The organism is Mycobacterium sp. TH-M116 (genome assembly GCF_057473685.1).
This window is the reverse complement of sequence record NZ_JBYCLC010000052.1, coordinates 1-12,011: the sequence shown is the minus strand read 5'-3', so window position 1 is coordinate 12,011 and position 12,011 is coordinate 1. Positions and strand designations below refer to the sequence as shown.

Annotated in this window: 8 protein-coding genes and 1 pseudogene; 8 read left to right on the top strand and 1 reads right to left on the bottom strand. The window is 69.5% G+C overall.

What is annotated here, in order from left to right; genetic code table 11:
- Positions 1 to 111: 111 nt before the first annotated feature.
- The 5 genes from secD to AC2VOK_RS02320 are packed head-to-tail and all read left to right on the top strand — an operon-like array spanning position 112 to position 7,806.
- Positions 112 to 1,899, top strand: coding sequence for a protein translocase subunit SecD (secD, locus tag AC2VOK_RS02340; RefSeq protein ID WP_428899043.1), 1,788 nt, complete (start codon positions 112 to 114; stop codon positions 1,897 to 1,899).
- Positions 1,900 to 1,903: 4 nt separating this feature from the next.
- On the top strand, positions 1,904 to 3,169 hold the full coding sequence (secF, locus tag AC2VOK_RS02335; protein ID WP_428899042.1) for a protein translocase subunit SecF: 1,266 nt from the start codon (positions 1,904 to 1,906) through the stop codon (positions 3,167 to 3,169).
- 5 nt (positions 3,170 to 3,174) lie between these two features.
- The gene (locus tag AC2VOK_RS02330; RefSeq protein WP_428899041.1) at positions 3,175 to 4,818 is read left to right on the top strand and encodes an ABC transporter substrate-binding protein; all 1,644 of its coding nucleotides are present in this window, start codon (positions 3,175 to 3,177) and stop codon (positions 4,816 to 4,818) included.
- Positions 4,819 to 4,859: 41 nt separating this feature from the next.
- The gene (locus AC2VOK_RS02325) at positions 4,860 to 5,411 is read left to right on the top strand and encodes an adenine phosphoribosyltransferase (protein WP_428899040.1); all 552 of its coding nucleotides are present in this window, start codon (positions 4,860 to 4,862) and stop codon (positions 5,409 to 5,411) included.
- 43 nt (positions 5,412 to 5,454) lie between these two features.
- Positions 5,455 to 7,806, top strand: a complete 2,352-nt coding sequence (locus tag AC2VOK_RS02320; RefSeq protein ID WP_428899039.1) for a RelA/SpoT family protein — start codon at positions 5,455 to 5,457, stop codon at positions 7,804 to 7,806.
- Between the two features lie 101 nt (positions 7,807 to 7,907).
- Here the strand turns inward: AC2VOK_RS02320 and AC2VOK_RS02315 are convergent, their stop codons facing one another.
- Positions 7,908 to 8,816 carry a peptidylprolyl isomerase gene (locus AC2VOK_RS02315; protein ID WP_428899038.1) on the bottom strand — a complete coding sequence of 303 codons (909 nt, stop codon included), beginning with the start codon at positions 8,814 to 8,816 and terminating at the stop codon, positions 7,908 to 7,910.
- A gap of 64 nt (positions 8,817 to 8,880) precedes the next feature.
- On the opposite strand from AC2VOK_RS02315, the gene AC2VOK_RS02310 reads away from it, so the two are divergent.
- The 3 genes and pseudogenes from AC2VOK_RS02310 to AC2VOK_RS02300 all read left to right on the top strand — a co-directional run.
- Positions 8,881 to 9,555: an MBL fold metallo-hydrolase gene (locus AC2VOK_RS02310; RefSeq protein ID WP_421530388.1), complete on the top strand. Its 675-nt coding sequence runs from the start codon at positions 8,881 to 8,883 to the stop codon at positions 9,553 to 9,555.
- Positions 9,552 to 10,823 (top strand): histidine--tRNA ligase, encoded by a 1,272-nt coding sequence (gene hisS, locus AC2VOK_RS02305; protein ID WP_428899037.1) that lies wholly within the window; start codon positions 9,552 to 9,554, stop codon positions 10,821 to 10,823. Before AC2VOK_RS02310 ends, hisS begins: the two co-directional genes overlap by 4 nt.
- A gap of 51 nt (positions 10,824 to 10,874) precedes the next feature.
- A pseudogene (locus AC2VOK_RS02300) lies at positions 10,875 to 12,011 on the top strand (13E12 repeat family protein); the annotation flags it as partial.

Below are 12,011 nucleotides of genomic sequence, written 5' to 3'. Positions count from 1 at the left end.
GGACCGCTTGCGCGATGCCCGCAAGGGTGACACGTAGTCTCTGTCCTGGGGTCTCTGTCCTGGGGTCTCTGTCCTGGGTACGAAACCGATTCTCAAGGAGATAGAAGGAACGTGGCATCGTCTTCGGCGCCGGTGCACCCTGCCCGCTACCTGTCAGTTTTCTTGATCCTGCTCGTGGGCTTGTACCTGTTGGTGTTCCTGACCGGCAACAAGCGTGCCGCCCCCAAGCTCGGCATCGACCTGCAGGGCGGCACCCGCGTCACCCTGACGGCGCGGACGCCCGACGGCTCGGCCCCCAGCCGGGAGGCGTTGGCGCAGGCGCAGGAGATCATCAGTGCGCGGGTCAACGGGCTGGGTGTCTCGGGTTCGGAGGTCGTCGTCGACGGCGACAACTTGGTCATCACGGTGCCGGGGAAGGACGGCAGCGAAGCCCGCAACCTTGGGCAGACCGCACGGCTGTACATCCGGCCGGTGCTCAACTCGATGCCGGCGCAGAGCGTCGAACCCCAGCCGCCCCAACAGGGTGAGCCGGGGCCCGTTGGCACGCCGGGGACCCCGCCCGCGCCCGGCGCACCCGCGCCGTCGGCGCAGCAGACTCCGGGGGCTCCGGAGGCAAAGCCTCCGTCCTCGCCCGCGCCGGGCGGTCACCCGGGTGCCCAGCCCCGGCCCTACCCGCAGGACCCGCCGCCGTCGCCGAGCCCGGCGCCGCCCGCGCCGGGTGGCCCGGTAGCAGGGCCTGCGCCCGGGGAGCAGCCCGCGCCGGCGGATCCGCGCAAGGACCTCGCCCAGCGCATCGCCGCGGAGAAGAAGTGGCGGCAGAGCACCAAACAGGGCATCCAGTTCCTCGCCCTGCAGTTCGAGGCCACCCGCTGCGGCAAGGACGACATCCTCGCCGGTAACGACGACCCCAACCTGCCCCTGGTGACCTGCTCCACCGACCACAACACGGCGTACCTGCTGGCGCCGTCGATCATCAGTGGTGACCAGATCGCCAACGCCACCTCGGGCATGAACCAGCACGGCATCGGTTACGTCGTCGACCTGCAGTTCAAGCCGTCGGCGGCCGGTGTCTGGGCCGACTTCACCGCCTCCCACATCGGCACCCAGACGGCGTTCACGCTGGACTCGCAGGTGGTCAGCGCGCCGCTGATCCAGGAAGCGATCCCCGGCGGCCGTACCCAGATCACCGGCGGCGACCCCCCGTTCACCGCCGGCTCGGCGCGCCAGCTGGCCAACGTCCTCAAATACGGGTCGCTACCCCTGTCCTTCGAGTCGTCGGAGGCCCAGACCGTGTCGGCGACGCTGGGGCTGACCTCCCTGCGGGCGGGGCTCATCGCGGGTGCCATCGGCCTGGTCCTGGTGTTGCTGTATTCGCTGCTCTACTACCGGGTGTTGGGGTTGTTGACGGCGTTGTCCCTGACCGCCTCGGGCGCGATGGTTTTCGCGATCCTGGTACTGCTTGGCCGGTATATCAACTACACGCTGGACCTGGCCGGCATCGCGGGTCTGATCATCGGTATCGGCACCACCGCCGACTCGTTCGTGGTGTTCTTCGAGCGCATCAAGGACGAGATCCGCGAGGGTCGCTCGTTCCGGTCGGCGGTGCCGCGAGGCTGGGCGCGGGCCCGCAAGACGATCGTCTCGGGCAACGCCGTCACCTTCCTGGCCGCCGCGGTGCTCTACTTCCTGGCGATCGGCCAGGTGAAGGGATTCGCGTTCACATTGGGCCTGACCACAATCCTCGACCTGGTGGTGGTGTTCCTGGTGACCTGGCCGCTGGTGTATCTGGCCTCCAAATCCCCGACGCTGGCCAAGCCGGCCTACAACGGCCTCGGCGCGGTGCAGCAGGTCGCCCGCGAACGCCGGGCCGCCACGCAGGTGAAGACGGGACGGGCATAACGCGATGGCTTCCCGAGACAAGACCGGAAACGCTGCGGCATCCAGCGGTGCTGTGGAGCTGACCGAGAGCATCACCCAACCGGCCCGCCGCAGCTTCGTCACGCGGCTCTACACCGGCACCGGGGCGTTCGAGGTGGTGGGTAGGCGCCGGCTGTGGTTCGGCATCAGCGGCGCGATCGTGGCGGTCGCGATCGTCAGCATCCTGGTGCGCGGGTTCACCTTCGGCATCGACTTCAACGGCGGCACGACGGTGTCGATGCCACGCGGTGACGCCCAGATCTCCAAGGTCGCGGAGGTCTTCAACAAGACCGTCGGCAAGGACCCGGAATCGGTGGTCGTCGTCGGCAACGGCGCCTCGGCGACCGTTCAAATCCGTTCGGAGACGCTGTCCAACGACCAGACCAGCCGGCTGCGCAACGCACTGTTCGACGCGTTCCAGCCGAAGGGCGCCGACGGCAAGCCCAGCAAGCAGTCCATCAGCGACTCCGCAGTGTCAGAGACCTGGGGCGACCAGATCACCAGCAAGGCGCTGATCGCGCTGGTGGTGTTCCTGGCGCTGGTCGCCCTCTACATCACCGTGCGCTACGAGCGCTACATGACGCTGTCGGCGATCGCGGCGATGTTCTTCGACCTGACCGTCACCGCGGGCGTCTACTCGCTGGTCGGCTTCGAGGTCACCCCCGCCACGGTCATCGGCCTGCTGGCAATCCTCGGGTTCTCCCTCTACGACACCGTCATCGTGTTCGACAAGGTCGAGGAGAATACCCACGGGTTCCAGCACACCACCCGGCGCACCTTCGCCGAGCAGGCCAACCTGGCGATCAACCAGACCTTCATGCGCTCGATCAACACCAGCCTGATCGGTGTGCTGCCGGTGCTGTCGCTGATGGTGATCGCGGTCTGGCTGCTGGGTGTCGGCACCTTGAAAGACCTGGCGCTGGTACAGCTGATCGGCATCGTGATCGGCACCTACTCCTCGATCTTCTTCGCGACGCCGTTGCTGGTCACCCTGCGCGAGCGCACCGCGCTGGTGCGCACCCACACCCGCCGGGTCATGCGTCGCCGCGGGGACGGCGAGGATGCGGCCGCGATGACGGAGACGGCGGATTCCGGCGGCGACACCGAACCCGCGCAGGACAGCACGGCGGCTGCCACGGAAGCCGAAGGGTCCGGCAAGCCCGCCCCGAACAAGCCCGCCCCGGGCGCCCGGCCCGCGCGGCCCGCCGGCACCCGGCGTCCGAGCGGCAAGCGAAACGCCGGCCGGAGGTAGTCAGCATGGCCGGCTGGCGCGGATGGGCGATCGTTGCTCTGGCCGCGGTGCTGACGGGCGCAATGACGTTGACCGGGTGTTCGGGCAGTGCCGCGTCGCAGGTCGACTACGTGGTCGACGGCTCGCTGGTCACCTACAACACCAATACCGTCGCGGGGGCAGCGTCGGCCGGTGCCCAGGCCTTCGCCCGCACCCTCACCGGCTTCGGCTACCACGGGCCGGACGGGCAGGTGGTGGCCGACCACGACTTCGGCACTGTCTCGCTCGTGGACGGGGCGCCGCTGGTGCTCGATTACCAGATCGCCGACAAAGCCGTCTACTCCGACGGCAAGCCGGTGACCTGTGACGATCTCGTCCTGGCCTGGGCGGCCCAGTCCGGCCGGTTTCCCGGCTTCGACGCGGCCACCCAGGGTGGCTACATCGACATCGCGAACGTCGACTGCAAGCCGGGCCAGAAGAAGGCCCGCGTGTCCTTCGCGCCGGACCGCGGCGTCGTCGACTACGTGCAGCTGTTCACTGCGACCTCGATGATGCCGTCGCACGTCATCGCCGACCAGCTGCACACCGACGTGACCGCGGCCCTGCTGAACAACGATGAGCGAATGGTCGAACAGATCGCCCGACTCTGGAACACCACCTGGGACCTCAAGCCCGGGCTCGATCTCCGGCGTTTTCCGTCGTCGGGGCCGTACAAGATCGAATCGGTCCTCGACGGCGGCGCGGTGGTGCTCGTTGCCAACGACCGGTGGTGGGGCCCCCGCGCGATCACGAAACGGGTGATCGTGCGGCCGCAGGGCGCCGACATCCAGGACCGGGTCAACAGCCGCAGCGTCGACGTGGTCGATGTGGCGACCGGTTCGGCCGGGGCGCTGGCCACCCCGGACGACTACGAGCGCGACAACTCGCCGTCGGACGGCGTCGAGCAGCTGATCTTCGCGCCGCGGGGGCCGCTGGCGCAGCCGGCGAACCGCCGTGCGTTCGCCCTCTGTACCCCGCGCGACACGATCGCCCGCGACGCGGGGGTGCCGATCGCCAACTCGCGGCTGGAGCCGGCCATCGACGACGCGGTCGCCAGGGGGGAGGCCGGCGCCGACGCCGAACGCTTCAGCAGGGCCGATCCCGGCGCCGCCCGCGGTGCGCTCGGCAGTGCGCCGTTGACCGTGCGGATCGGCTACCACGGGCCCAACGCGCGGTTGGCGGTCACCGTGGGGACGATCACCACATCGTGCGCCGCGGCCGGTGTCACCGTCGCCGGTGTGACCCTGGATTCCTCGGGGCCGCAGGCGCTGCGGGACGGGAAGGTCGACGTGTTGCTGGCCAGCACCGGCGGCGCCAGCGGCAGCGGATCGACCGGGTCGTCGGCGATGGACGCCTACGACCTGCACAGGGGTAACGGCAACAACTTGTCCGGGTTCGCGAACGATCAGGTCGACGGCATCATCGGCGGGCTTGCCGTATCCGCCGACCCCGCCGAGCGGGCCCGACTGGTGGCGGAGGCGGCGCCGGTACTGTGGGGGGACATGCCGACTTTGCCTCTCTATCGACAGCAACGCACGCTGTTGAGGTCGAAGAAGATGTACGCGGTGACCAAGAATCCGACCCGCTGGGGCGTGGGCTGGAACATGGATCGATGGGCCCTGGTGCAATGAGGTTCCCGGTGCAATGAGGTTTCTGGTGCGATGAGGTTTGCATGACACGTTCCGATACGACCGCGCCGTCGGCTGCGCTGGCCGACCTGATCGCGTCACTGACCCGGAGGGTCGCGGACTTTCCCAAGCCCGGCGTGCAGTTCAAGGACCTCACCCCGCTGTTCGCCGACCGCGATGCGCTGGCGGCGGTGACGGACGCGCTGGCGGGCACGGCGTCCGGCGCGGACCTGGTGGCCGGCATCGACTCCCGGGGGTTTCTGGTCGGCGCGGCCGTGGCCACCCGGCTGAAGACCGGTGTGCTGGCGATCCGCAAGAGCGGAAAGCTGCCGCCCCCGGTGCTCGGTGAGAACTACACCAGGGAGTACGGCGATGCCTGTATCGAGATTCCCGCCGATGGCCTTCACCTGCGGGACCGCAGCGTCTTTCTCGTCGACGACGTGCTGGCCACCGGCGGCACGTTCGCTGCGGCGGCCCGGTTGCTGGAGCGCGCCGGGGCGCGCGTGACGGGGGCCGGGGTGGTGGTGGAACTGGCCGCGCTGGGCGGTCGCGCCGCGGTGGCGCCGCTGCCGGTGCACAGCCTGAGCTGTGCCTAGCGGGGCCGCCTTGGCGATATCCTCGGAGTCGGAGGTGACCACCGTGACGGATGATCAGCGCGCGGCGCAAACCGTTGCGCCGCCGGCCGACGAGGAGACACCCCAGCCTCCCGCCGATATCCCCAAGACCGGCAGCCGCGCTTCGCGCCGGGTCCGGGCCCGGCTGGCCCGCCGGATGACCGCCCAGCGCAGCACCCTCAACCCCGTGCTGGAGCCGCTGGTCGCGGTGCACCGGGAGGTCTATCCCAAGGCGAACACGCAGTTGCTGCAGCGAGCTTTCGAGGTGGCCGACGAGCGGCACGCCACGCAGTACCGCCATTCCGGCGACCCCTACATCACCCACCCGCTGGCGGTGGCCAGCATCCTGGCCGAGCTGGGCATGGACACCACCACGCTGGTCGCCGCGTTGTTGCACGACACCGTCGAGGACACCGGGTACACCGTCGAGGCGCTCTCCGAGGAGTTCGGCGACGAGGTCGGCCATCTCGTCGACGGTGTGACCAAGCTGGACCGCGTGGTGCTGGGCAGCGCCGCCGAAGGCGAGACCATCCGCAAGATGATCACCGCGATGGCCCGCGATCCCCGGGTGTTGGTGATCAAGGTCGCCGACCGGCTGCACAACATGCGCACGATGCGTTTCCTGCCACCGGAGAAGCAGGCGCGCAAGGCCCGCGAGACGCTCGAAGTGATTGCCCCCCTTGCTCACCGGCTCGGTATGGCGAGCGTGAAGTGGGAACTGGAAGATCTGTCGTTCGCGATCCTGCATCCCAAGAAGTACGAGGAGATCGTCCGGCTCGTTGCCGGCCGTGCGCCATCCCGCGACACCTACCTGGCCCGGGTGCGCGCCGAGATCACCAACACGCTCAGTGCCTCGAAGATCAAGGCGACCGTGGAGGGCCGCCCCAAGCACTACTGGTCGATCTACCAGAAGATGATCGTCAAGGGGCGCGACTTCGACGACATCCACGATCTGGTCGGCATCCGCATCCTGTGCGACGAGGTCCGGGACTGCTATGCAGCTGTCGGCGTGGTCCACTCGCTGTGGCAGCCGATGGCCGGGCGCTTCAAGGACTACATCGCCCAGCCCAGATACGGTGTGTACCAGTCGTTGCACACCACCGTCGTCGGGCCGGAGGGCAAGCCGCTCGAAATCCAGATCCGCACCCGCGACATGCACCGCACCGCCGAATACGGGATCGCCGCGCACTGGCGTTACAAGGAAGCCAAGGGCCGCAACGGCATTCCGCATCCGCATGCCGTCGCCGAGATCGACGACATGGCCTGGATGCGTCAGCTGCTCGACTGGCAGCGCGAAGCGGCGGACCCGGGTGAGTTCCTGGAGTCCTTGCGCTACGACCTCGCGGTGCAGGAGCTCTTCGTCTTCACCCCCAAGGGGGATGTCATCACGCTGCCGACCGGGTCGACGCCGGTGGACTTCGCCTACGCCGTGCACACCGAGGTCGGTCACCGCTGCATCGGCGCCCGGGTCAACGGGCGCTTGGTGGCGCTGGAGCGCAAGCTCGAAAACGGCGAAGTCGTCGAGGTTTTCACCTCCAAGGCGCCCAACGCCGGGCCCTCGCGCGACTGGCAGCAGTTCGTGGTGTCGCCGCGGGCCAAGGCGAAGATCCGGCAGTGGTTCGCCAAGGAGCGCCGCGAGGAAGCTTTGGAGGCCGGCAAGGAGGCCATCGCCCGTGAGGTTCGCCGCGGCGGGCTTCCGTTGCAGCGCCTCGTCAACGGCGGCTCCATGGCGGCGGTCGCCCGCGAGTTGCACTACGCCGACGTGTCTGCGCTCTACACCGCGATCGGCGAGGGACACGTATCGGCCAAGCACGCGATGCAACGGCTGCTGGCCGAACTCGGTGGAATCGACCAGGCCGAAGAAGAGCTGGCGGAGCGGTCCACGCCGACGACCATGCTGCGCCGCCCGCGCAGCAACGAAGACGTCGGCGTCTCGGTCCCGGGCGCGCCGGGAGTGCTGACCAAGCTGGCCAAGTGCTGCACGCCGGTGCCGGGCGATGCGATCATGGGTTTCGTCACCCGCGGCGGCGGCGTCAGCGTGCACCGCACCGACTGCACCAACGCCGCGTCGTTGCAGCAGCAGTCCGAGCGCATCATCGAGGTGCGGTGGGCGCCGTCGGCGTCGTCGGTTTTCCTGGTGGCCATTCAGGTCGAGGCACTCGACCGCCACCGGTTGCTCTCCGACATCACCCGCGTGCTGGCCGACGAGAAGGTGAACATCCTGTCTGCATCGGTGACCACCTCGTCAGGCGACCGGGTGGCGGTCAGCCGGTTCACCTTCGAGATGGGCGATCCCAAGCATCTCGGGCACCTGCTCAACGTGGTGCGCAACGTCGAGGGCGTGTACGACGTCTACCGGGTGACGTCCGCGGCCTGACGGCCGAGCCCGCGGCTACCGCGCCGAGCCTGCACACAGCGGGTGGTTTCGGCCGAAGAAACGCGCTGACCGCAGGCTCGGTGACGACCGCCGCGCTCGCGTCAGTCGAGCAACAGCGACGTGATCGTGACCTCGCTGGCCGGCTGCCCGTCCTCACCGCCACCGGCGACGCCGGCGTCGGCGATCTTGTCGAGGGTGGCCAGCCCGTCGGCCTGGATCGTGCCGAACACCGTGTATTTGGGCGGCAGCTCGGAGTCCTTGTAGACCAGGAAGAACTGGCTGCCGTTGGTGCCCGGACCGGCGTTGGCCATCGCCAGCGTGCCGCGCGGATACAACACCGGCTGGTCGAGCTTGGGGTCGTTGGGCGGGTACTGGTCGGTCGGGTACTCGTTGGCGAACTGATAACCGGGGCCGCCGGTGCCCTTGGCTGTCGGGTCGCCGCACTGCAGGACGCCCAGCGTCGGGGACGTGGTCAGCCGGTGGCACTGGGTCCCGTCGAAGTACTTCTGCTGTGCCAGGCTGGCGAAGCTGTTGACGGTGCAGGGGGATTCGTTGTTGGCCAGCATCAGGCCGACCGGACCCTGGTTGGTCATCATGCTCGCGCTCACTTGCGCGGGTTCCGTGGGCACTTTGCCGGTGCGTGGCGGCTTGACATCCTTGGCGGCCGGCTCTCCGGTCGCCGGGTACTGGCAGTCGGCGCCCAGGTTGGCCGACGGCGTGAACGGCGGCAACGGCGGAACCGACCCGGCTTGCGGGGACGCGGCTGTGCTCGTCTGCGCCGGGCTGCCCGTGGTGGTGGTCGTGGCGGGTGCCGCGGTGCTGCCCCCGCTGTCGTGTTCGTGACGGTTGTTGACGACTGCCAGCGCCAACGCGGTGATCACGGCGACCGAAACGACCGCGCCGGCGGCGATCACCAAGATCCGGCGCATTCGGGCCTGTTTCGCGCGGCGCGCGAGCTGCCGCTCCAATTTGCGTTTGGCTGTGGCGCGTCGCTGTTCATTGGTCGGCACGAAAACTCAGGCTAATGTGGGCGCCGCGACCGGTGACACGCGGCCCCATGGGAAACTGGGAACCGTGTTGATCACCGGATTTCCTGCCGGGATGTTGCAGTGCAACTGCTACGTCCTGGCCGAGCGGCCCGGAAGCGATGCCGTCGTGGTGGATCCGGGGCAGCGTGCCATGAGCCCGCTGCGCCGCATCCTCGACGAGCATCGGCTGACGCCGTCCGCGGTGCTGCTCACCCACGGGCACATCGACCACATGTGGTCGGCGCAGAAGGTTTCCGACACCTTCGGCTGCCCCACCTACATCCATCCCGAGGACCGGTTCATGCTCAAAGACCCGATCTACGGCCTGGGACCGCGGCTGGCGCAGGTGGTCGCGGGGGCGTTCTTCCGCGAGCCCAGGCAGGTGGTGGAGCTGGATCGCGACGGCGACAAGCTCGACCTGGGCGGTGTCAGCGTCAACGTGGATCACACCCCAGGGCACACCCGCGGCTCGGTCGTCTTCCGGGTCCTTCAGGCGGGTGCCGCCGACGCCGACGTGGTGTTCACCGGCGACACCCTGTTCGAGCGCTCCGTGGGCCGCACCGACCTGCACGGCGGCAGCGGCCGCGACCTGCTGACCTCCATCGCCGGTAAGCTGCTGGTGCTCGACGACAAGACCGTGGTGCTGCCCGGCCACGGCAACGCCACCACCATCGGCGCCGAGCGCCGGCACAATCCCTTCCTCGAGGGCCTGAGCCCGTGACGGAATTTACGGCGTTCTCCGCCCCCAAGGGGGTGCCGGACTATGTCCCGCCGGATTCGGCGCAGTTCGTGGCCGTGCGTGACGGTTTGCTCGGCGCCGCCCGTCGGGCCGGTTACGGCGCCATCGAGCTGCCCATCTTCGAGGACACGGCGCTGTTCGCGCGCGGCGTCGGGGAGTCCACCGACGTGGTGTCCAAGGAGATGTACACCTTCGGCGACCGCGGCGACCGCTCGGTCACGCTGCGGCCCGAGGGGACCGCCGGGGTGATGCGCGCGGTGATCGAGCACGGTCTGGACCGCGGCGCACTGCCGGTCAAGCTGTGTTACGCCGGCCCGTTCTTCCGCTACGAGCGTCCGCAGGCCGGGCGCTACCGGCAGCTGCAGCAGGTCGGCGTGGAGGCGATCGGCGTCGACGACCCGGCGCTGGACGCCGAGGTGATCGCCGTCGCCGACGCCGGCTTCCGCGCGCTGGGCCTGGACGGGTTCCGGCTGGAGATCACCTCCCTGGGCGATGAGACCTGCCGCCCGCAGTACCGGGAGTTGTTGCAGGAGTTCCTGTTCGGGCTCGACCTCGACGAGGACACCCGCAGGCGCGCCGAGATCAACCCGCTGCGCGTGCTCGACGACAAACGGCCGCAGGTGCGGGCGATGACGGCCGGTGCGCCGGTGCTGCTCGACCATCTGTCCGACGTCGCCAAGGCGCACTTCGACACCGTGCTGGCCCACCTGGACGCCTTGGGCGTGCCGTACGCGATCAACCCGCGCATGGTGCGCGGCTTGGACTACTACACCAAGACCACGTTCGAGTTCGTGCACGACGGCCTGGGCGCGCAGTCCGGCATCGGCGGCGGCGGCCGCTACGACGGCCTGATGCGCCGGCTCGGCGGCCAGGACCTGTCCGGCATCGGTTTCGGGCTGGGTGTGGATCGCACGCTGCTGGCGCTGCGGGCCGAGGGTAAGAGCGCGGGGGACACGACGCGCTGCGACGTGTTCGCCGTGCCGTTGAGCGAGGCCGCCAAGTTGCGGCTGGCGGTGCTGGCCGCGCGGCTGCGTGGGGCCGGTGTGCGCGTCGACCTGGCCTACGGCGACCGGGGCCTCAAGGGGGCCATGCGCGCCGCCGACCGCTCGGGCGCCCGTTTCGCCCTCGTGGCCGGGGACCGCGACCTCGAGGCCGGCACGGTCGGGATGAAGGACCTTTCGACCGGCGAGCAGGTGCCGGTGCCGGTCGATTCGGTTGTCGACGAGGTGGTTTCGCAGCTAGGGCGCTGACGCCGGGACGGCGGGCCCGTTCTGTCAGAGCCTTCCACTATTGTCGAACTCATGTTCGAAGATGGTTCGGGGATGCGGCCTCCTCCGGACTCGATCGCCGCGCTGGATGAGCATTTCGAGCGGTGTCATCCCTCGGTGACGGCCGAGTCGGCGGGGTTGGTGGGGCGGATTTGTGCGGCCACCCGGGCGGAGAATCGGGCGGCAGCCGCGCAGTTGGTGGCGGTCGGGGAGTTGTTCGCCTACCGGCTTTCACGCTGTGCCGAGGACGAGGACTGGGCCATCGACACGATGGCGGCGGTGGCCGCCGAGGTGGCCGCCGCGTTGCGGATCAGCCAGGGTTTGGCGGGCAGCCGGGTGCACTACGCGCGCGATGCGCGAACGCCTCCCCGAGGTGGGGGCGGTGTTCGCCGCCGGGGACATCGATTTCCGGTTTTTCGCGACGATCGTGTACCGCACCGATCTGATCACCGATCCCGATGTGCTGGCCGCCGTGGATGCCGAGTTGGCGCTGGCCGTGGCGCGCTGGCCCTCGCTGACCTGGTCCCGGTTGGCCGGGGCTGTCGACAAGGTCGTGGCCCGGGCTGATGCCGATGCGGTGCGCCGGCGCCGCGAGGAGCAATCCGAGCGCGGGGTATGGCTCGATGAGCGTGTCGGCGGGCTGGCCGAGCTGCGCGGCACCGTGTTGATCCCGCACGCCCACGCCCTGGACAAGAGGCTGGCCGCGATCGCGGCCACCGTCTGCGCGAATGACCCGCGCACCCAGGATCAGCGCCGCGCCGATGCCCTGGGCGCCCTGGCGGGTGGGGCCGAGCGGCTGGGATGTCTCTGTGGGCGCCCCGACTGCCCCGCGGGCGGTCAGCGGCCCAAGACCGCGCCGGTGTTGATCCACGTGATCGCCGAGCAGGCCACCCTGGGCGGGGGCGACACGCCGGGATCACTGGTGCGCGCCGACGGGCTGATCGGCCCGGAACTGGTGTCCGAGCTGGCCGGCACCGCCACACAGGTGCCGCTGGTCCATCCCGGGGATAGCCCACCCGAACCCGGCTACACCCCGTCCAAGGCGCTGGCAGACTTCGTGCGCTGCCGCGACCTGACGTGCCGCCGGCCCGGCTATGACCGCCCCGCCCTCGACTGCGACATCGACCACACCATTCCCCATGCCCGGGGCGGGCCTACCCATGCGGCCAA

Bases quoted from the DNA above. Each gene is read 5' to 3' on its own strand.
- secF (WP_428899042.1), top strand. From the start codon at position 1,904: ATGGCTTCCCGAGACAAGACCGGAAACGCTGCGGCATCCAGCGGTGCT.
- AC2VOK_RS02330 (WP_428899041.1), top strand. From the start codon at position 3,175: ATGGCCGGCTGGCGCGGATGGGCGATCGTTGCTCTGGCCGCGGTGCTG.
- AC2VOK_RS02325 (WP_428899040.1), top strand. From the start codon at position 4,860: ATGACACGTTCCGATACGACCGCGCCGTCGGCTGCGCTGGCCGACCTG.